The organism is Phascolarctobacterium sp., assembly GCF_030531065.1.
Classification (GTDB): domain Bacteria; phylum Bacillota; class Negativicutes; order Acidaminococcales; family Acidaminococcaceae; genus Phascolarctobacterium_A.
The window spans coordinates 1-20,419 of sequence record NZ_JAUNOQ010000015.1; the positions used below are offsets into that span (position 1 = coordinate 1).

The 20,419-nt window shown below is 52.5% G+C and carries 20 protein-coding genes and 4 tRNA genes; 4 read left to right on the forward strand and 20 right to left on the reverse strand.

Going from position 1 to position 20,419, the window contains the following annotated elements:
* Nucleotides 1–211 precede the first annotated feature (211 nt).
* From Q4E64_RS09430 to Q4E64_RS09495, 14 genes are all read right to left on the reverse strand, one after another.
* On the reverse strand, nucleotides 212–862 hold the full coding sequence (locus Q4E64_RS09430; protein WP_303167634.1) for a recombinase family protein: 651 nt from the start codon (nucleotides 860–862) through the stop codon (nucleotides 212–214).
* Between the two features lie 192 nt (nucleotides 863–1,054).
* Nucleotides 1,055–1,378: a type II toxin-antitoxin system RelE/ParE family toxin gene (locus Q4E64_RS09435; RefSeq protein WP_303167635.1), complete on the reverse strand. Its 324-nt coding sequence runs from the start codon at nucleotides 1,376–1,378 to the stop codon at nucleotides 1,055–1,057.
* Nucleotides 1,375–1,683 (reverse strand): type II toxin-antitoxin system RelB/DinJ family antitoxin, encoded by a 309-nt coding sequence (locus Q4E64_RS09440; protein ID WP_303167636.1) that lies wholly within the window; start codon nucleotides 1,681–1,683, stop codon nucleotides 1,375–1,377. The genes Q4E64_RS09435 and Q4E64_RS09440 overlap by 4 nt, the downstream gene beginning before the upstream one ends.
* 332 nt (nucleotides 1,684–2,015) lie before the next feature.
* Nucleotides 2,016–2,089 (reverse strand) — tRNA-Trp (locus Q4E64_RS09445).
* A gap of 1 nt (nucleotide 2,090) precedes the next feature.
* Nucleotides 2,091–2,165: transfer RNA gene (locus Q4E64_RS09450), tRNA-Gly, on the reverse strand.
* A gap of 3 nt (nucleotides 2,166–2,168) precedes the next feature.
* Nucleotides 2,169–2,245, reverse strand: a tRNA-Asp gene (locus Q4E64_RS09455).
* A 101-nt stretch (nucleotides 2,246–2,346) separates the two neighbouring features.
* Entirely contained in the window at nucleotides 2,347–3,567 is a 1,221-nt protein-coding gene (locus Q4E64_RS09460) for an AMP-binding protein (RefSeq protein WP_303167637.1), read from the reverse strand.
* Nucleotide 3,568: 1 nt separating this feature from the next.
* Nucleotides 3,569–4,705 (reverse strand): thiolase family protein, encoded by a 1,137-nt coding sequence (locus Q4E64_RS09465; protein WP_303167638.1) that lies wholly within the window; start codon nucleotides 4,703–4,705, stop codon nucleotides 3,569–3,571.
* Between the two features lie 2 nt (nucleotides 4,706–4,707).
* Nucleotides 4,708–5,256: a biotin transporter BioY gene (locus Q4E64_RS09470; RefSeq protein WP_303167688.1), complete on the reverse strand. Its 549-nt coding sequence runs from the start codon at nucleotides 5,254–5,256 to the stop codon at nucleotides 4,708–4,710.
* 20 nt (nucleotides 5,257–5,276) lie between these two features.
* Nucleotides 5,277–5,813 carry a hypothetical protein gene (locus Q4E64_RS09475; protein ID WP_303167639.1) on the reverse strand — a complete coding sequence of 179 codons (537 nt, stop codon included), beginning with the start codon at nucleotides 5,811–5,813 and terminating at the stop codon, nucleotides 5,277–5,279.
* A 73-nt stretch (nucleotides 5,814–5,886) separates the two neighbouring features.
* Nucleotides 5,887–7,032 (reverse strand): DNA polymerase IV, encoded by a 1,146-nt coding sequence (locus Q4E64_RS09480; RefSeq protein WP_303167641.1) that lies wholly within the window; start codon nucleotides 7,030–7,032, stop codon nucleotides 5,887–5,889.
* Nucleotides 7,033–7,045: 13 nt separating this feature from the next.
* Nucleotides 7,046–8,149, reverse strand: coding sequence for an SLC13 family permease (locus tag Q4E64_RS09485; protein WP_303167643.1), 1,104 nt, complete (start codon nucleotides 8,147–8,149; stop codon nucleotides 7,046–7,048).
* 5 nt (nucleotides 8,150–8,154) lie between these two features.
* On the reverse strand, nucleotides 8,155–8,898 hold the full coding sequence (locus Q4E64_RS09490; RefSeq protein WP_303167644.1) for a ComF family protein: 744 nt from the start codon (nucleotides 8,896–8,898) through the stop codon (nucleotides 8,155–8,157).
* Nucleotides 8,895–11,063: an ATP-dependent RecD-like DNA helicase gene (locus Q4E64_RS09495; protein ID WP_303167645.1), complete on the reverse strand. Its 2,169-nt coding sequence runs from the start codon at nucleotides 11,061–11,063 to the stop codon at nucleotides 8,895–8,897. Before Q4E64_RS09495 ends, Q4E64_RS09490 begins: the two co-directional genes overlap by 4 nt.
* Nucleotides 11,064–11,293: 230 nt before the next feature.
* On the opposite strand from Q4E64_RS09495, the gene Q4E64_RS09500 reads away from it, so the two are divergent.
* The 3 genes from Q4E64_RS09500 (at nucleotide 11,294) to Q4E64_RS09510 (ending at nucleotide 13,336) form a co-directional block, all read left to right on the forward strand.
* Nucleotides 11,294–11,776 carry an S-adenosylmethionine decarboxylase family protein gene (locus Q4E64_RS09500; protein ID WP_303167647.1) on the forward strand — a complete coding sequence of 161 codons (483 nt, stop codon included), beginning with the start codon at nucleotides 11,294–11,296 and terminating at the stop codon, nucleotides 11,774–11,776.
* A 72-nt stretch (nucleotides 11,777–11,848) separates the two neighbouring features.
* Complete coding sequence (locus tag Q4E64_RS09505; RefSeq protein ID WP_303167648.1) at nucleotides 11,849–12,544, forward strand: HAD family hydrolase; 696 nt, start codon at nucleotides 11,849–11,851, stop codon at nucleotides 12,542–12,544.
* Nucleotides 12,545–12,577: 33 nt separating this feature from the next.
* Complete coding sequence (locus tag Q4E64_RS09510; protein WP_303167650.1) at nucleotides 12,578–13,336, forward strand: pentapeptide repeat-containing protein; 759 nt, start codon at nucleotides 12,578–12,580, stop codon at nucleotides 13,334–13,336.
* A 95-nt stretch (nucleotides 13,337–13,431) separates the two neighbouring features.
* Here the strand turns inward: Q4E64_RS09510 and Q4E64_RS09515 are convergent.
* From Q4E64_RS09515 to dnaG, 3 genes are all read right to left on the reverse strand, one after another.
* Nucleotides 13,432–13,506 (reverse strand) — tRNA-Ile (locus Q4E64_RS09515).
* Nucleotides 13,507–13,560: 54 nt separating this feature from the next.
* Nucleotides 13,561–15,171 (reverse strand): RNA polymerase sigma factor RpoD, encoded by a 1,611-nt coding sequence (rpoD, locus tag Q4E64_RS09520; RefSeq protein WP_303167651.1) that lies wholly within the window; start codon nucleotides 15,169–15,171, stop codon nucleotides 13,561–13,563.
* Between the two features lie 19 nt (nucleotides 15,172–15,190).
* Nucleotides 15,191–16,975 carry a DNA primase gene (gene dnaG / locus Q4E64_RS09525; RefSeq protein WP_303167652.1) on the reverse strand — a complete coding sequence of 595 codons (1,785 nt, stop codon included), beginning with the start codon at nucleotides 16,973–16,975 and terminating at the stop codon, nucleotides 15,191–15,193.
* Between the two features lie 219 nt (nucleotides 16,976–17,194).
* Between dnaG and Q4E64_RS09530 the strand changes: the two genes are divergently transcribed.
* Complete coding sequence (locus Q4E64_RS09530) at nucleotides 17,195–17,719, forward strand: LptA/OstA family protein (protein WP_303167653.1); 525 nt, start codon at nucleotides 17,195–17,197, stop codon at nucleotides 17,717–17,719.
* Between the two features lie 29 nt (nucleotides 17,720–17,748).
* On the opposite strand, the gene Q4E64_RS09535 is transcribed toward Q4E64_RS09530, so the two are convergent.
* The 3 genes from Q4E64_RS09535 to rbsB form a co-directional block, all read right to left on the reverse strand.
* Nucleotides 17,749–18,582, reverse strand: a complete 834-nt coding sequence (locus tag Q4E64_RS09535) for a pyruvate, water dikinase regulatory protein (protein WP_303167689.1) — start codon at nucleotides 18,580–18,582, stop codon at nucleotides 17,749–17,751.
* Nucleotides 18,566–19,234 carry a helix-turn-helix transcriptional regulator gene (locus tag Q4E64_RS09540; protein ID WP_303167654.1) on the reverse strand — a complete coding sequence of 223 codons (669 nt, stop codon included), beginning with the start codon at nucleotides 19,232–19,234 and terminating at the stop codon, nucleotides 18,566–18,568. The genes Q4E64_RS09535 and Q4E64_RS09540 overlap by 17 nt, the downstream gene beginning before the upstream one ends.
* Nucleotides 19,235–19,491: 257 nt before the next feature.
* Nucleotides 19,492–20,406: a ribose ABC transporter substrate-binding protein RbsB gene (gene rbsB, locus Q4E64_RS09545; protein WP_303167655.1), complete on the reverse strand. Its 915-nt coding sequence runs from the start codon at nucleotides 20,404–20,406 to the stop codon at nucleotides 19,492–19,494.
* Between the last annotated feature and the right edge of the window lie 13 nt (nucleotides 20,407–20,419).

A 20,419-nucleotide genomic window follows, 5' to 3' on the forward strand; every position in this document is an offset into this window, starting at 1 on the left:
TGACTTATCCTCACCAAAAGCTAAAAATTCTTCTGAAAAATTACGGTAATGTGTAAAATTCCGTAAGCGTCCATGAGCTGCAAATATGTCCTAGCCTATTAACTTATACTTAAAAAATCATCTTGGCGTTTGTAAAAATCATCTTTAATTCGGCAAATAAAACGTGGTATAATATTAGACAATCAGATTGCGAAAAGGTACACTTTTTCGCTTATTCGTCCGTAAATTTTTTCGCGCGGTCGCGAAACGTCGATAGCGGCAAGCCGCACAGCTTAGCCGCCTGCACGCCGGTTAACCTGCCAGCGCGCCACGCGCGGCAAGCGTCGGCAAAGCAATCGGGCAAGTCGCGCCTGGGCCTGCCAAAGCGCACACCCTTGCTTTTGGCCGCGGCGATGCCCTGCGCCTGACGGCTGCGGATGTTTTCGCGTTCCGTCTGCGCTACAAAAGATAAAATCTGTAAAACCAAATCGGCGATAAACGTGCCTAATAAATCTTTGCCGTTCTTCGTATTCAAGAGCGGCATATCGATAACGGCGATATCCACGCCCTTATCCTTGGTAATCACGCGCCACTGCTCCTGAATTTCCGCATAGTCGCGCCCCAGGCGGTCAATGCTTTGGATGTAAAGCAAATCGCCCGCTTGCAATTTTGCGAGCAGCTTTTTGTATTGCGGCCTGTCGAAGTCCTTGCCGCTCTGTTTGTCGACGAAAATATTCTGCGGCGGCACGCCGACGCCGCTAAGGGCAATGAGCTGCCGCCTTTCATTTTGTTCCGCGCTAGATACGCGCGCATAACCGTAAATAATATCCAAATCGCTCTTCCTTTCCACTGTATAATGGCGCTGCAAAAATCCCGGTTCCATTTTTGCAAAAAAGCCTCCTATTATACCAATGACAAAAAAGAAGCGATTTCTTACCCATAGGATTGTGATTTTTTTGTGAAAGATGAAAAAAATTAAGCCTGCCGCCGAAGCGACAGGCTTACAACTTTTGTTGATAATCCCCCAAAATCTCTAAAAATGCGTAAGATAACCTGTTTTTATATTAACTTGATTCTATATCTTATCATCAAGTTGCCGTTCTAGATCCATACCGCCATAAATAACACGAATCACATTAACCGTTTCATTAGCGTCATCGATCAAATAAAATACAACATAATTATCCACTGGCATTATACGAAGTCCTCTAGTATACCAAGGCTCCTTACCATATCTTCTAAACATCGTAGGCATATAGTTAAGTCCAATTATATCTCTTTTGATACGCACTATTTGAGCTCGTGCAATTTCAGGAGCTGACAAATTATAGGCAATATAAAAATAGATTTGCCGTAAATCCTCTTTAGCTTCATCGGTAATATTAACAAAATAACTCATATTCCTAGTTCTTTCTCTAAATCAGCAAATACCTTAGAAGCAGGCTGAACCCTACCAGCAAGAACATCCTGATAACCTTTTTCCAGAGATTCATTAAGTTCAGCTTCTGTCATTCTGCTCATATCCAACAAACGTCCAGAAGGAATTTTAACCTCGAAAGGCAATCCTCTTTGCAAAATAATCTGCTTATAAAACATATTGATAGCATTAGATACAGGTATGCCAAGAGTCGATAAAATATCTTCCGCTTGTTTTTTCACATCCGGCTCAATGCGAGCATAAAGATTAGCAGTTTTAGTTGCCATAATATCAACTCCCTTCAACTAAAAAATCTGTTTTCTACATTATACACATTTGTAAGTACAAACGCAATACTATTTTGTTAGCATCGGTATATGCACTTTTGATAAGCAATCAATGCAGATTATTTTTCTTTCGTCTTCTTTCCACGGTTCGAACAAACATTATTGCCCTTTTCGTTGGTATCATACTGCATGATGACGCTCAAATCCGCAATAGGAGATGCACTGAGAAATATTCTTTCAAAAAAATAACCCATGCTTCCCTCGCAAAGAGAGAAACATGGGGTTTCTGCAACATAAAAAGGCCGGAAGCAAGCTTCCGGCCTAATTTACTATGGCAGGGGCACTAGGACTCGAACCCAGATCGACGGTTTTGGAGACCGTTGCTCTACCATTGAACTATACCCCTATGGAGCGGAAAACGAGATTCGAACTCGCGACCCCCTCCTTGGCAAGGAGGTGCTCTACCACTGAGCTATTTCCGCAAATGGCGACCCGGATGGGACTCGAACCCACGACCTCCGCCGTGACAGGGCGGCATTCTAACCAACTGAACCACCGGGCCATTGTCAGCTGTCTGACAGGTATATATATTACCATAAAATTTTCTGCTTGGCAAGTGTTTTTGCTAAAAATTTGCCAAATACCGCCAAGCCGCCGCATATTTTATTCCAGCAGTCTGCGCAACACCAACTTATCTATTTTGCCGCTTTCATTCCGCGGCAGGCGGGGCAGAAAAACAAACTGCTTGGGCAGCTCGTAATCCTCCAGCCTTTCCCGCAGCAGCTTCACCAGCTGCTGCTTGCTGTAATCCCGCGCCGCCCCTACAAAAGCCGTCAGCACATCGGCGTCATCCACATGCAGGCTCAGCACCGCCGCCTCCTCCACCTGCGCCAGCTCCGTCAGCGCCGCCGCCACCTTGGCCGCGCTCACCTTGCGTCCGTTCACGCTGCAAATATCGTCCGTGCGCCCTAAAAAATGCAGCCTGCCCTCCGCGTCCACATAGCCGCGGTCCTTTAAGGAAAACGGCAGCGCAATCCCCTCCACATGGTAAGGAGTATCGATAAAAATTTCCTCCTGCCGCACGCTGATGCGCACCCCTGCAAAGGGCCTGCCAATCACAGTGCGGTCGTCCGTCATATCCTTATCCTTAATATATGTAATGTAATTCAGTTCGCTGGCGCCGTAATACAGCGTAATTTCCGTTTTGGGAAAGACGGCCAGCAGCCTGTCCGCCTCCTGCCGTCCCATGGACTGGGAGCCGCTGATAATGCTGCGCACCCGCGCGTTGGGCTGCGTCATAAATTTAGGCAGCAGCAAAAGCTTGGACGGTATCAGGTAAAGCGCATTCACCCGATAAGCCTCCATACACTGCAGCCAATGACGCGGGCGAAAGCGCTCCGTCGCCACCAGCGTACCGCCTGCCGCCAGCACGCCCATATAGATATTTAAATTCCCGGTAAAGGCCAGGCTGCCCTGGCAAAAGATAACTGTATCCTTATCGACGCCAAAAATTCTGTTCTGCTCCGGGAAAAAGTCGGCCCAGCTCTTATAGCTGCGCCACAGCAGCTTGCTTTTGCCTGTGCTGCCGCTGGTCATTACGCCCATGCAGGCCGCCTTAGGTATATTAGTGACATCAAACTGCTGCCTGCGGCTAGCCTGCGTAGCGATAACAGGAACCGTCGGCGTGCCGCTGTACGCTAAAAAGTAAAGCAGCTGTCTGGCAATGCTATCCTCGTGAATGAAAAATACCGGCTGGGAAAAATCCGCCGCTTCGCGCAGCCTGCGCGCTTCTTCTACCAGCTGGCCGTAAGTATATTCCCGCTCGTCGTCCGCTAGGGCCAGCTTTTCTGCCGGCTGGCCAGCCGTAAGCTCCAAATAGTCCATGCTAGTCCACCCTTTCCAGCAACAGCGCCGTACCTACGCCGCCTGCCGCCGCCACTCCGGCGCAGCCCAAGCGCCCGCCCCGCTGCCGCAGCGCTTCCAGAAGATGCAGCGTAATAATACCGCCGGAGGCTCCATAAGGATGCCCATAAGCCAACGCACCGCCAAAAACATTATATTTTTCCACACTGCTGCCGAAGGCGCGGGCAAAGAGCACGTCGATAACGGCAAAGGCTTCGTTCACTTCAAAATCGTCGATATCCTGCTCGCGTAAACCATGCTTAGCCAGCAGCTTCTGCAGCGCCGCAACAGCTGTGCGCGGGCTTACCAAAGGATCGCCGCCGCAGGCCGCGCTGCCCAAAACCCTGGCCGCAGGCCGCAGGCCATGGCTTTTGGCATAAGCTTCCGAACACAGCACAACAAAAGCCGCGCCGTCGTTAATCAGGCAGGAATTAGCCGCCGTAATAAACTGACCGCCGGGCAGCAGCTTAGGCATTCTGTCCAGCAGGCGCTGGCTCATGCGGGGACGTACGCCCTCGTCCTTAACCGCGTCAAAAACCGGCGCGATAATATTTTGCAGCAGACCCTTTGCCTGCGCGGCAGCCGCCAAACGATGGCTGCGCAGTACCCAGGCGTCCAGCTCCTCTTTAGTAACGCCCTCACGCTGGCAGGCCAGCTCCGCTCCCTCCAGCATTACCGTTTCCCGATGCACGCCGGGCATAAACTTAGCCACGCTGTACCAGCTGTCGCCTTCATAATCGGGATGATTGGGCGCATAGCCGCGCCGCGGCTGAGTAGAACTGCTTTCAAAGCCCCCAGCGATAATTAAATCGGCCTCGCCGGCGGCAATCTTGGCCGCTGCCGTCGCAATGCTTTCCAAGCCGCTGCCGCACTGCACATCAACAGTAAAAGCAGGCACAGAAATATCCACGCCCGCTTCCAGCGCCATCAGTCGCGTAATATTGCCGCCAGCGCCCACGCCGTTGCCGCCGATAATATAATCAGGCCGCAGCGCCTGATATTTATCCATTACCTGACGCAGCACCGCCGCGCCCAGCTTTTCTGCCGGAACATGCCGGTACATACCGTTGACCACGCCCACATAGCTGCGCAGTCCGCCTAAAATATATACTTTATCCATAATTATCTGTCAAAAATGCGGTGGATAGGCCCGGCAATAAAGGCGGCAGCCACGCATTTAACGATATCCAAAGGAATAAAGGGCAGCACGCCGGTATAAAAAGCCTTATCCCACGGCATACCCGTTACCAGCTTCAGCTGCAAAAAGCCGAATAAATAAATCAGAGGAATACCCACGATGCAGCCCAGCAGTGCATAGCGCTTAAAGCTGTACTTCTCGCCTCTTGCCGCAGCCAAGAAAACAGCGGTGAGCAAAAAGCCAAAAATATAACCGCCCGTCGGCCCGAAGAGCTTGCCCGGCCCTGCCGTACCGCCGGTAAATACAGGCACGCCGGCCAAGCCTACCAAAAGATATACCAGCATGGTCATAAAGGCCTGCTTAACATTCAAAACATAGCCTGTCAAATTAACAATCATGGTTTGCAGCGCAATCGGCGACAGCGAAAAGGGCAGCGGGATAATAATATATGCAGAAATGCAGTTCATCGCTACCATCAGCGCCATTTTCGTCATTTCCGACGTTTTATTGATACCAGGGTTATTAGTTGTCATCTTCACAGCACCAGCCTTACTTAAAATTTAATAACAAAGACCTTAGCAGCTCCCACATAAGCCCGCAGCTCGTTTTCAATACGGTAAACCTTGAGCGCGTCGCCTGCATACACCGGCGACAAAAAGCTGATGCGCCAGTCCAGCTCCCGCAGCTGCAACGCCCGCTGCAGCCACGCGGCCATGCACAGGCCGGGAACGACAGGGTGGTCGCCCTGATGAATAATATTTTCATCGCCTGTAAAGGCCACGTAAGCGCCTATTTCCTCCACGGTAAAGCAATGCTCCGCCGCCAGAACGCCCTGCGGCTGTTCCTGCGCAGGCGCCTTGCTGCCCAGTCCTTGCTTCGGCAGCAGCAAGAATACCCGCAGCTCCTTAACTGCGCCGCCGCTTTGCGCTTCGCCCAGCACCTGGATAATACATTTGCGCTCCTTGCGCAGCAGCTCCTTATTGGTTAATATGTCTGCATGCCCATGAATATGGGCCTCCGCTCCGGCCAGGACCCAGCCGCCAAAAAATTCAGCGTCGCTGTCCGCCAGCTTATGTGCAAGCTCTAACATCTTTATAACATCCTTTCACATAGCATATTATAAAGCAAGGCGGCAGCGCAGTCAACTCTTTTGTAAGTTTAAGTTAACTGCGACTGCCGCCGCGAAAAATAATCCGCTCGCCAAAGCGCGCTTTTAATTTGTCGGTAACGTCGCTGCGCCGCTGGCGCTTAGCGTCCTCTTCAAAGCCCAGCCCCAACGGCTGCCCGCTGCCCAGTCCCGCTACGGCAATGCCTAAAAGCCGCACGCCCTTCTGCAAAGCCACCTGCTCCAGCAGCCGCACTGCCAGGGCGTAAATATCCTCGTCGCTGCTGATATCGCTTTCACTGGTAATACTGCGCGTAATCGTGCGGAAATCAGCATATTTAACCTTTAAGGTAAGCGTATGGCCGTAATAGCCCTTGCGCCGCAGCCGGTAGCCCACCATGCCGCTCAGCTCCAAAAGATGGCGGCGGCAGGATTCCTTATCCAATAAGTCCCGCTCAAAGGTAGTTTCCCGTCCGATGGATTTAGGCTCGCTGTCCGGCGTTACAGGCCGGTCGTCCAGGCCGTAGGCCAAAAGGCGCACCCGTTCGGAGTTCTTCCCAAAGATGCGTCGCAGCACGATTGCGTCGGCCACAGCCAGCTTGCCGATGCAGTCGACGCCAACCTGCTCCAGCTCCTTTTGCGCCGCAGCGCCAATGCCGAAAATTTTCGTCACCGGCAAGGGCGCAATAAAAGCGCGGGCGTTTTCATGGGTAATCACGGTAAAGCCGTCCGGCTTGTGCAAATCCGAAGCCATCTTCGCCAAAAACTTGTTGGGCGCCAAGCCTACGGACGCAGTAAGGCCAACCTCCTCCTTAATGCGCCGCTTCGCCAGACGGCCCACCTGCTCCGGCCCTCCGTACAAACGCTCCATACCCGATACGTCTAAAAATGCTTCGTCGATAGAAAGCTGCTCCACCAAAGGCGATAAATCGTGAAAGATGCTCATAATCCGCCGCGATATCTCCTTATACCGCTCCATGCGCCCTGGCAGATACACGGCCTCCGGGCACAGCTTGTGCGCCAGCGCCATGGGCATGGCCGAATGCACGCCGTAACGCCGCGCTTCGTAAGAGCAGGTTGACACCACGCCGCGCAGGGACTGCCCGCCGACGATAATCGGCAGCCCCAGCAGCGCAGGATTATCCAATACCTCTACCGCAGCAAAGAACGCATCCATATCCACATGCATAATCCAGCGTACCATTCCGCTTCCTCCTTCAAAGCAGCAGCGCATAGGTCAGCGAGCCCAGCAAAAGCAGTCCGGCAAAATTATAATACAAAAATGTGCGCAGGTACGTGCCCGCCTGATAGGGATGCTCCGCCGCAAATAATTTGTAAGAAATAACGCTGGCCATGGACGCAATCAGCGTCCCCAGCCCGCCAATGTTCACGCCCAACAAAAGCGCGTCCGCCTCCCGTGTGAGCCCCGCCAGCAGCATGGCAGCAGGCACATTGCTGATGAACTGGCTGGCAAGCAGCGCCGCTACATACGTCCCGGCAGCCGTGCCCAATACGGACTGCTGCAGATAAGCCGCCGCGCTCGTATGGCTGATGTTGCCAATAAAGATAAAAAAGCCTACAAAGGTCGCCAGCAGGCTGTAATCCGCCTGCTTAAACAGCCGCCGGTCCAGCAAAAGCGCCGCCACCGCGGTTACGGCCAGCGCCGCAATTTTATCAACCCAATGCAGCACCGCGCCCACATTCAGCGCCAGCAGCGCCAAAAACAGCGACGTCCGCCAACGCTCCGGACGCTGCAAGGGCGCAAGCTGCAAGGCTAAAGGCTTATCAGGCCGCCGCAGCGCCAAGAAGGCGATATACGCCGCCGAAAGCGCACCCGGCCACAGCATAACGCTGAAAAAGCCCTGCGCCGTATATCCATAGCGCGCGTATAAGAACAAGTTTTGCGGGTTTCCCGGCGGCGTCAGCATACTGCCCAAATTAGCCGCCAAGGTCTGCAAAACGATTATCCGCGCCATATCCGCCCGCAGTGTTTTGCCAATGACTAAAGCCAAGGGGACGAACGTCAAAAGCGCTACATCGTTAGTCACGAACATGCTCGCCGCATAAGTAAGCCCCACCAGAGCAGCCGTCACGCCGTGCCAGCTGCGGCAGCGGTTAAGCAGCTCTACCGCCAGCCAGTCTAAAAAGCGGACGCTCTTCAGCCCCGCTACCACCAGCATCAGGCTAAGCAGCACGCTGAGCACTTCAAAATCTATATACTCCATACGCGGCTCCTGCAGCAAGCTCGACGCAGCCGCTAAAACCACCGCCGCGCACAGCACGGCCTCGCGCTTGCAAAAGCCTGTTATTTTCTCCTTCAACGGCTTTATTCCTCGCTTTCCCAATTATCAGCCGCAGCGGCCAACGCCAGAGCGTGTACCTCCCGCGCGCCGGCAGCCAGCAGCACTCTTGCCGCTTCGGCCAGCGTGCTGCCCGTAGTATAAATATCGTCGCACAGCAAAATGTGTTTTCCCCGTACATCGACGCCGCCGTTCAGGCTAAAGCAGCCCGCCAGCTCCTGCCGCCGCTCCAAGGGCTGCAGCTCAAACAAGGGCGCAGTCCGACGCACGCGCCGCAATAAATCGCCGCAGTAAAGGCAGCTGCCGCCCACAGCCAGCAGCGGAGCAAACAGCTCCTGTGGCACGTCGAAGCCGCGCCGTTCCCTGCGCTCCGGCGAAGTCGGCACACAGGCCGCAAGGTCGTACTGCGACAGCCAGCGCAGTTTAGCCGCGGGCAGCGCCGCCTCCGCTTCCTCTCTCAGTAAAGGAAGCAGGCTGGCGTCCGCCGCGAACTTAATTTGCTGCAAAGCCTCCTTAATCGCTCCGTCATATTTATACAGCAGCATCACGCTGCTCAGCACGTCCTCCGGCAAGGGCGCGGCCTGCCCTGCCAAATATTCCTCCCGCGGCTGGCAGCGCCAAACGCGCCGCAGCAAATAATGCTTGCGGCAGGCAGCGCACACAAGGCCAGTATCTATGGTCTGCCTGCAAACGGCGCAGCGGCGTACAAACACCAGCTCCTTAAGCAGCCGTAGATAATAATCTGCTTCCCACAGCCAATGCGGTTTCATCCAAAGACCTCCTGATCCTCCTGCAAGCGTTCGGCCAGCAGGCTGTGGCGACGTCTGGTCTTATCGTTTTCCACCGCCGTCAGCACGGCCCGCTTGCTGCCCACAACCAACACCTGCTTTTTCGCGCGGGTCACAGCCGTATACAGCAGGTTGCGCTGCAGCATAATATAATGGCTGGGAACCATCAGCAGAATAACGCAGGGATATTCGCTGCCCTGGGATTTATGCACGCTCATAGCGTAGGCCAGCTGCAGCTCCTCGCACTCGCCCTGAGAATAGGTAACGTAATCGCCCTCCGGCCTCTCCGGAAAGCCTACGGTTACGCTCTTGCCCTCTATTTTCACGATGCGGCCTATATCGCCGTTAAAAACGTCCTTTTCATAATTATTGCGTATCTGCATCACCTTATCGCCCAACCGCAGCACATTGCCTGGAATGCTTACCTCCGGCTTGCGCTCGCTGGGCGGATTGATGTAATGCTGCAAAAGCTTATTCAAATTCTGCACGCCGCAGGGACTTTTATGCATAGGCGACAGCACCTGCACCCGCCGCCAGTCCCCGTCCAGAGTCATCTGCGCATAGGTTTGCGCCACAAAGGAAGCGGCAGCCTGCTCGTCGGCAAATTCCTTCAGGCCAAACTCGCTATCGTCGCCGCTAGTAAACTCCGGCATTTGCCCATGATTGATTTTATGGGCGTTGCGCACAATGGGGCTTACCTCCGCCTGCCGGAAAACATTTTCCAAGCGTACCACCGGCATCCGTCCCGACCGTATCATATCCTTGAGCACCGATCCTGCCCCCACCGACGGCAGCTGGTCCACGTCGCCCACAAAAATTAAGCGGCAGCCGCCGGGCACGGCCTTTAATAAATGATAGGTCAAATTGATATCCAGCATGGAGGCCTCGTCAATGATGATAGCCTCCGCATCCAACGGATCCTCGTCGTCCTTGCCGAAGCACAGGCCGTCGCTGGTAGGCTGGTATTCCAAAAGACGGTGTACCGTCAGCGCCGGATGTCCGGCAGAATCCGCCAGCCTGCGCGCCGCACGACCCGTAGGCGCGGCCAGTAAAATACGGCAGCCCGCCTTTTCCAGCACATTCAAAATTCCCTTAACGACAGTGGTCTTGCCGGTGCCGGGTCCGCCGGTCAAAACAAACACGCCGTGCTCCAGGCTGGTATAAATAGCCTGTCTCTGAGCTTCCGCCAGCTTAATGCCGGCCTCCCGCTCCCAGGCGGCAATAACCTCATCGGCATTGACGCGGGTAATGGGTTTGCCCTGATCGCGTAAAAACAATAAGCGCCGGGCAGTCTGCACCTCGGCCCGGTATAAGTATTCCGGATAAATAAAACGTGTGCCGCCCACTTCTTCCAGGCGCAGCCTGTCCTTCTGCAAAAGCTCGTTAAAAATACGCTGCACCGCCTCGCTGTCCACCGCCAGCGCCCGCGCCGTTTCCCGTACCAAAAGCTCCTCCGGCACGCAGGTATGCCCCGCTCCGGCAGCAGCAGTCAGCGCGTAGCTGATGCCCGCCGTCAAACGCTCGCTGCAATCATGCTCCATACCCATAGCCATAGCAATGCGGTCGGCAGTTTTAAAGCCAATACCTGCCACATCATCCGCCAGGCTGTAGGGGTTTTCCTTCAAGCGCATCATGGCAGTATTACCGTAAGCCGCCTGCAGCTTGGCCGCATAACCGCTGCTGACGCCGTGGGTTTCCAAAAACAGCATTAAATCACGCAGGCCGGAAAGCTCGCCATAGGCTTCGCCGATTAAAGCCGCCTTTTTCGCGCTGATGCCCTTCACCCGCGCCAGCTGCTCCGGGTACTGCCCTAAAATCTCCAGCGTATCCGTACCGAACATCTCCACAATGCGGGACGCCATCACCGCGCCCACTCCCGGTAAAGCGCCGGAAGCCAAAAAGCGCTCGATGCCCGCCGCCGACGTAGGCTGTACCACCGTCAGCGACGCTGCCTCAAACTGACGGCCAAAGCGCGCATGCTCCACCCAGCCGCCGTTTAACGAAACATTTTCGCCCATATAGGGCGCAGGCCCGCGGTAAACGGCCGTAAAGCGTCCCTGCGCCTTATTGACCACGCGCAATACGCTGTACATATTATCTTCGCTTTGAAAAACTATATCGCCAACAACGCCTTCCAGCTGTTCCACACTGTACCACCACCGCTACTAATTTTATGCAAAAACATTTGTTTTGATTTCACCTTTATATTATACCATGTCTGCCGCAGTTGCGCCATGTTTTTCGACGCCGCAAACGCATTTATCTTTACAAGCGGCAAGATTTTGGCTATAATAAAATACACAAAAAGAAACTTCTGTAAGCGCGCGTCGGTCGCGCCAAAGTAACCATGCTTTAATATTTTTTTAGGGGTGTAATTGTGAAGCCAAAGAATTTTATCGGTAAATTAATCGCTATAGATATGTATAATTGCGGCACGGAAGAAATTTCCGATCCCAAACTGGCCGAAGAGCTGCTGCTCAAGGGCTGTCAGGAATTTTCCCTGCAAAACCAGCAAATCATCTGCTGCCAGGAGGAAGGGCAGAACGAATACTCCTTGTTTGCTATCTGCCGCCAAGGCCACGTCACGTTGCACGTCTATCCTGAATTCGGCTTTATGACCGCCGATATTTTCAGCTGCTTCGCCAAAGCCGACCCTGCCGCGATGGCCCGTTACCTGCGCGAAGCCTTCGACGCTGATAAATCCAAAATCACGCTGCTGGACCGCGGTGACTTTGGCAGCAAAAACGATATGAAGCCCACCCATCGGTCTAAAATTAAATTTATTCGCCGCACGCAGAACGTAACGCAAAATGTCGGCGACAGATTGAAAAAGATGATGCTCAGGCCTCGTTCTCTGTAAAAACGCACAAAAGCTGCCAGCAAATTGGCAGCTTTTTTCTATAGCACACGCTGTATTACGGGAGGAAAAGTTATGAACTATCTTATGTGGGACGTCGACGGCACGCTGCTCTTAACCGGCGGCGCAGGCAAGGACGCGCTGATAAACGTCATTAAGGATTATTATTTTCTGGATGCCTTTGATTTTACTCAGTCCCTGGCCGGACGTACCGATTCCGACATTATCAAAAAGGTTGTCACACGCCTGCGCGGTCGCTGCAATACCGCCGAAGCGGCAGGCATTCTGATTCGCTATCACAGCGAGCTGCCCAAGCAGCTACCCCTGCACCGGGGCAGAGTGCTGAAAAATGTGGAGCGCACTCTCGCCTACTTCCGGCGTCCGGACAGCAAATATCTGAACTGCCTGCTTACGGGCAACACTCGCACGGGCGCTCAAGAAAAGCTGGCCTACTACAACCTGGACAAATATTTCTGCTTCGACCACAGCGTTTTCGGTGAAGTCAGCGAGAACCGGCAGGAGCTGGCGCGCATCGCCTTCTCCCGCTTGTATCTGGCTAATAACCAAAGCCTGTCGCCCAAGCAGCTCATCTTTATCGGCGATACGCCCAACGACGTGCTTTGCGCTCAGGCTATCGACGCCCGCTGCCTCATTGTTTTGGACGGATCCAGCTACCAAAGGCAGGATTTCGACAGCTGCCGTCCCTGGCGCGTTATCGACTGCCTGCCGGACGACCCGGCGCAGCTGGAAGCAATGCTGAACGAAGAATAACCATATCAAGCTAACAGCTTTAAGGAGAAAAGTATGTCTACCAAAAAAATTCTTATTTATATTTATACAACCGCCCTGTTGGCCTGCCTGCCGCTTACAGCTCAGGCTTACAGCAACAGCGATTTGGCAGCCGTACAAAACGGCGCCAGCTGCGTCGGCGGCGACCTTTCCGGCGCAGACCTTTCCGGCATGGATCTGACGGGCCGCGATTTTACCGGCGCAGATTTTACCGAAGCGCGTTTGGAAGGCAGCAAGCTAGACAAAGCCAAGCTGCATAACGCCTGCTTCCGCAAGGCCATCCTGCACCGTGCCAGCCTGCGGGGAGCGTCGCTGGACGGCAGCGATTTCAGCTACGCTACGGCTACGGACGCCGACTTCACCAACGCTAACCTGCAAAGCGTACAGCTGTACCGCAGTCAGCTGCAGGGAGCCCAGCTGCTCAACGCCCAGCTGCTCAACGCCCAAATTCAGGAGGCTGTGCTGGACGGCGTCACAGCGGATTACGCCGATTTCAGCTACGCCAGCCTGCCCTATTCCTGGCTGCGGCAGGCCAGCTTGAAAAACGCCGTGTTTTACGGAGCTAATATGTACAGCACCCATCTGCAGCAGGCAGACCTGACAAACGCCGACCTGCGCAGCAGCAGGTTAGGCCACAGCGATATGCAGCGCAGCAAGCTGAATAAAGCCTTGCTGGACCGCGCCGTGCTGGAAAACGCCGACCTGCGGGGAGCAGATTTGGAGTATACGCAATTCGGCAGCGCCTTTAAGGACAACGCCAAAATGGATAAATGAATTATACATACCATGGCAAAAAGCCGCCTGACAAAAATCAGACGGCTTTTATTATGCACAAAGTTAAGCTTAGGCAGTTCGTACACATAGAGGATTGGTGGGCCCAGTAGGGTTCGAACCTACGACCAGCCGGTTATGAGCCGGCGGCTCTACCACTGAGCTATAGGCCCATACAAGCTACCAAACAGTAATATTTTATAATAGTATTTAGTTTATGTCAAGATCTACTCTAAAAAGTCCTTCAGCTTTTTGCTGCGACTGGGATGACGCAGCTTGCGCAAAGCCTTGGCTTCAATCTGACGGATACGCTCGCGGGTTACGCCGAAATGCTGGCCGACCTCTTCCAGCGTACGCGACCGCCCGTCCTCCAGGCCAAAACGCAGCTCCAGCACACGCTTTTCGCGCACCGTAAGGGTTTCCAGAACCTCCTCCAGCTGTTCGCGCAGCAGAGTAAAGGAAGCGGCGTCCGCAGGCGCAGGCGCGTCGTGATCCTCGATAAAATCGCCTAAATGTGAATCCTCTTCCTCGCCAATAGGCGTCTCCAAGGACACAGGCTCCTGAGCGATCTTCATAATTTCACGCACCCTGTCCACCGTCGTATCCATTTCCTTAGCGATTTCTTCCGGCAACGGCTCGCGCCCCAGCTCCTGCAGAAGCTGACGGGAAACGCGAATCAGCTTGTTGATAGTTTCCACCATATGTACAGGAATGCGGATAGTGCGCGCCTGATCGGCAATAGCGCGGGTTATGGCCTGACGAATCCACCAAGTAGCGTAGGTGCTGAATTTGAAGCCTTTATTATAATCGAATTTTTCAACTGCTTTGATAAGGCCCAAATTACCCTCCTGAATCAAATCCAGGAATAGCATGCCGCGCCCTACATAACGCTTGGCAATGCTGACTACCAAGCGCAGATTGGCTTCGGACAAGCATTTCTTAGCATCGTTGCCCTGCTGGCGCACTGCCTTAAGCAGCTTATCATAGTTTTCGCTGAAATCAAGGTATTGCCCTGCCAGAGTCGTATCCTTTTCACGACCGTCGGAAAGCCGGGCCTTCAGCTCGTCCAGCAGTGCCTTTAATTGATAAAGATTATGGATATCCTTATCGCTGGTAGGACGGTTGACTACCAACCGCTCGCATTCGGGAATCAGGCATTTCTGCTCCACCATCAAGCGCTGCAAATGCAGGCGTTCGTCACGGGTAAATTCAAAAATCAAATCCTGATAGTCCTCTATTTTATAAGGATTGCCCTCCTCCTGACGCTCCCGAATCATCTGCAGAACCTTGAAAACAGAACGCATATTGGTCATATGCCATTCTTCCTTCATATACTGTCCGATTTTATCCAGTAGCGCCTTACTGTCGTCAGCAACGCTGAAAACCGGCGCGTCCAGCGTAATCATTTTCCCGCGCAACAAACGCTCGGCCTGACGGCCCTTATCCATGCGCTTAGCCAGCTTAATCTCGTCCTCGCCCACCAGCAGAGGCACGCGCCCGATCTCCTTCAGATACATACGTACCGGGTCGTCAATGCTGATGCCTTCGGGAACGGAAAGGTTGGCTAATTCGGCCTCGTTGATTTCTTCTGTTTCCACATTATCGTCATTTTCGACCATGGGCAGCACGTCTTCATCAGCGGAATTGTCATCAACTATCTCCATACCCTTGCGTGTAATAACCTCGTACAAATGCTCCACATCATCTGAGGATACGGTGTCTAACGTGCTGATAGCACTCATAATGTCACGATAAGTGAGAACACCATTCTGCGATTTGCCCTTCTGCAGCAGCTCTTCAATTTGCTCCTGTGACAGCTTGTTAGTAGTTTCTTCCATGGTGTTCCCTCCTTCCATATTATTTGTAATTTCCATAGAGCTTTTTGATTTCATCCTTGATCCTTTGAGTCTCCACCAATTCATCCATAAAGCGCTCATCCGACGACCTTTCGTATTCGTCCGCCAGCAAACGGTGCTTTTCGTATTCCCGCTCCCAATAGCTGCGCTGCAGCTGACGGAGATAATCCGCCAAAAGCTTATTTGCGTCGCCCGCCGGTATCTGACGAGTTCTGATGCCGGCCAAAGCCGACTGTGCGGCGTCCTCCAAGGCATCGTTTAATTTATCAACAGTAAAAGCGTCCTTCGCCTGCAGCTCGCACAGCTTATCAAAAATCTGCGCCAGCTGCGGCGTGCTGAAGCCGGTTTTCCCAACTGTTTCCAGGCACTCATACGCCAAAAGCGGCTGCTCTAATAGCACTGCCAAGAGCAGTTCCTCCGCCTGCTGGCCTGCGTTCGCCTGCTTGCGCTGGGGCAGGCGCATATTTACAGGTTCATTCTTAGCTCCGCCTTTTTTTGCCGCCTTACGATATTCCTCAGCAATGAGTCCTTCGTCTATGGTCAGCCTTTGAGCCAGCCTGCGGATATGCTCTGCCGCTTCAATCTCGCTTTTACATTCTAATAGGAATGGTAGTATATTCGACACAACGTCGACTTTTCCTGCCAGATTCGTTACATCACCCTGCAAAATTGTTTCTTCAATCTGAAAATCGATACCGTCCTGAGCCGCGGCAATGACCTGCATAAAGGCCTCCTTGCCGTGATGCCGGACAAATTCGTCCGGATCCTTGCCCTCCGGCACGCCGGCAATACGCACCTTCAGCCCCGCCGCTCTGGCAATGCTCACCGCCCTTACGGAAGCACGCCGGCCGGCGCTGTCGCTGTCGTAGCAAAATACAACTTCGTCCGCCATACGCTTGAGCAAAGCGGCCTGCTCCTGGGCGAAAGCAGTGCCCATGGAAGCCACGACATTGCAGATGCCCGCCACGTGCAGGCTGATAGCGTCCATATAGCCTTCGACGATAATTGCCTGCCTGCTGCTACGGATAGCCTTATACGCAATATCCATACCAAAAAGCAGCCGCCGTTTATTAAACCAGACCGTCTCGCTGGTATTGAGATATTTAGGAGTGCTGTTGTCCAGCACCCTGCCGCCAAAGCCCACGATGCGCCCCTTTGGATCCTTAATAGGAATCATCACCCGGTTACGAAACTTGTCGTAAAAGCCGGACTTACCTCTGGCAGCAAGGCCCGCGTCCTCCAGCTCCTGCGACGCATAGCCACGTTTGCCCAGACTCGTTACCAAGGCGCCGAAGCTGTTGACAGCATAGCCAATGCCAAAGCTGTCGATAATCTCCCTGGTAATGCCGCGTCCGGCAAGATAAGCCAGCGCCTGTCGGCCGTATACGGTTTGCAAAAGACAGGCCTGAAAAAATCTGGCCGCTGTTCCGTTCGTCTGAAAGATACGCTCTCTTTGCTTTTCCTGCTTGATTTCAGCCGCCGTCTTTTGCTTTTCCGGCACAGGTATACCATAGCGCCCGGCCAGCAGCTTCATGGCGTCCATAAAGCCGCAGCTTTCGATCTTCATAATAAACTTAAAAATATCTCCGCCTTCATGGCAACCAAAGCAATAAAACATATTCTTGCCCGGATTAACGGCAAAGGACGGAGTTTTTTCGCCGTGAAAGGGGCAGCAGCCCCAAAAATTCTGACCGCGTTTTTTCAGCGGCACATAGCTGGAAATCACTTCGACAATATCAGCGGCGCTTCGCACCTGCTCTTTAAAATTTTCAAACGCTCCATCCATGGCCACTTTTCCTCCGCCGCTAAATTACACATAAGTTATATTCAATGTTTAGCGGCAAAATCCTCTTTTTTCTTGGAAAAATCTTCAAAAAATTGCTTACAGCGCTTGCAGTGCAGAGCAAAAAATACTATAATATTTATTACGCTAAAAATAAATCCAGCGGCAGTTTTTTTGCAGCCGCTGTTTTACCGAGCTTGTGTTCATGATGAGGTGCCGTCTATGAAAAAATTTATTTTATCCGTCGTTATGCTGCTGATGCTGCTGCCTTCCTTGTGCTGGGCCGTAGAGCCAGTAATCACCAGCGACAGCCGTACTTTTAATCCTCTTAAAGGAATTTACGATTTGCGTGGTAACGTCTTTGTACAGTTTCCAGCCAACGATACCACGCTGACTATTACCGGCGATACAACCCAAGTTCATCTTTATAATATGGAGGTTCACGGGCAGGGAAATATTACGCTGAGCTTTGGCGAAATGCATTTTAAGTGCGATAAGGTGGATGTTTATCATAGCGACCGCACAGCTTATGTCAACGGTAATTTAAACTTTCAGGACGAGGCAATCAATATCACCGCCGACAGCGGCAGCTATTGCTGGAAAACCAAACTGGCCGCCTTTCACGGCAACGTAAAAATTAACGGCGAACCGCAAAGCGGAGATGCGGTTTATAACGTGATGACAAAAGAAATAATAAAACAAAACCCTGAAGCAAATACTACGCAAGCAAAAAATCCGAAGCCCTAAAGCTTCGGATTTTTATTATGTTTTGCTTATTAACCTTCGTGGTGTCTTTCCTTATTCTTACGCACGTAATCCATAATAATACCGGCAGTTTCTTCAATAGCGCGGTTGGATACGTTGATAATCTGGCAATGCAGACGGCGCATAATGCCTTTGGCGTAGGTAAGCTCGTCGTTGATACGCTGCATATCGGCATAAACGGCAGTATCGCTCAGGCCCATGGTCTTTAAGCGCTCGCTGCGAATCTCGTTAAGCTTAAAGGGATCGATCAGCAGCCCGATGATTTTGTACGGCGGTACCTTAAACAACTCCTCCGGCGGCGCCAGCTCCGGCACCAAAGGCACGTTGGCTACCTTGATCTGCTTGTGGGCAAGATACATGGAAAGCGGCGTTTTAGAGGTACGCGAAACGCCGATAATAACTACGTCGGCCTTCAGCAGGCCCAAAGGATTTTTGCCGTCGTCATACTTAACGGCAAATTCCACAGCTTCTACGCGCTTAAAGTATTCGTGGTCCAGCGAATGGATAAGCCCGGCCTGATTGCGCGGCAAAAGCCCCGTGGTTTTTTCAATGGACTTCAGCATGGGACCCAGCACATCCACTACCTCCACGTCCATGGCTAACGCTCTGTCAGCCATGTGCTCGCGCAGTTCGGGAGACACAATAGTATAGCAGACTACCGCTCTGTTAGCCGCAGCCTCCTCGACAACCTTATCGATCTGCTCCTTATCCTTAACGTATGGAACGCGGATCACATCGAACTTTTCTTCTACAAACTGGCTGGTAGTGGCCTTGACCACGGATTCCGCAGTTTCGCCAATAGAGTCAGATACAGCGTAAATAATCGGATTAACCTTCGGTAGTATGATAATTACCTCCCTTGCCCTCTGCCAAATCCACCAGCAAACGGGTAAAATTTGTTTTTGTAATGCGGCCTACGACCTGATAGCTGCGCTTGCACTCGTCGACGGCTTTTACCACCGGCAGGCAGTCTATCTCATTATCGATAAGCCTGCGGGCTGCCGAAGCGGCGGGTTCGTCCGGCGCTGCCACAATAATTTTAGAAATAGGCGTCATCACCATCACCACGGGAATATCGCGCAGGTCGCTGTTATTGATAGCGGCCTTGAGCAAATCCTTACGGGATACGATACCTGTCAGCAGACCATTCTCGTCCAGCACGAAGACAGTGCCTACATCCTCTAAAAACATGGTGACTACGGCCTCGTAGGCGCTTTTATCGTTGGCGATAGCTACGGGTACGGACTGCAGGTCCTGCACCTCGATGGCGGAGATTTCTTCCATAAGCATACCCAAGGTATTTTTACCCGTATAAAAATAGCCTACCTTGGGACGCGCATCCAAAATACCGCCCATAACAAGAATCGCCAAATCACTGCGCAAAGCGGCGCGCGTTACGTTAAGCCTTTCCGCAATATGCTCGCCGGTGATCGGCCCTTCAAGACGTACTATTTCAGCAATTTGTTTCTGTCTGTTACTTAAAGAAATAATCCTCACACCCTTTCGTCATCAAATTCTCCTAATATATTTATAGTATACACTATTGGGCTCAAAATAGCTAGATTGAGTCACAAATATTTTTGCAGAAAAGTAAAATGCCAGCCAACTATTACCGGCAACCATATTTCGTATATGCTATTTTCGATGGCCTGCTTCTTGCACCCCGCGCATAAAAATACCCGCTGCGGCAAACAGCGGGTATTTTGCTTCACAAGTTGTCAGGTTGTGCTTTCAAACAGCTACAGGGGTTAAGCTTATTTCTTTTCAATAAGCTTCAAGGGTGCGGAAACCTTAGCGTCAACCTTTTCGCCCTTAGCGGCCTTTACGGCTACCTCCAGGCCCTGCTGGCCCATAACCTCCGGCTGCTGCGCGATGGTGGCGCTCATAGCGCCGCTTTCTACAGCCTTTACGCCGTCGGCAGTACCGTCAAAGCCCACGATGAAAATTTGCTTGTTGGCAGATTTAGCAGCCTCGATAGCGCCCAAAGCCATTTCGTCGTTCTGCGCGAAGATAGCCTTAATGTCGGGGTTAGCCTGCAGCATATTTTCAGCTACGGTCAAGCCCTTGGAGCGGTCAAAATCAGCGGATTGCTTAGCTACTACGGTCAGCTTGCTGTCGGCAATCTTGTGGAAGCCTTCGCCGCGTTCACGGGAAGCGCTGGCGCCGGGAATACCTTCCAATTCAGCAACCTTTACCTTTTCGCCCAGCTGCTTAACGATGTATTCCGCAGCCATTTCACCGCCCTTTACATTATCGGAAGCAACTAAAGAAGCGACAGTGCCTTCGTCAGCGCTACGGTCTAGGCAAACAACGGGGATATTAGCCTTGTTGGCAGCCTTTACGGAAGTGGAAATAGCGGCGGAGTCAACCGGGTTTACCAGCAGTACGCTGATGTTCTGCTGCAGCAGGTCGGCAACGTCGTTAGCCTGCTTAGCAGGGTCGTTCTGCGCGTCTACAACCTTTACGGTTACGCCCAGCTCTTTAGCCTTGGCGTCTACGCCCTTAGCCAAAGAAACAAAGAAGGGGTTGTTCTGAGTGGATACGGAAAAGCCTACGACAAGCTTTTTCCCGCCGTCCTTAGCGGCGTCCTTTTTCTCGCTGCCGCCGCAGCCTACAATCATCATGGCCAGAGCCACGATGCAGGTAAGTACCAATAAGATTTTTTTCATGGAAAAAATTCCT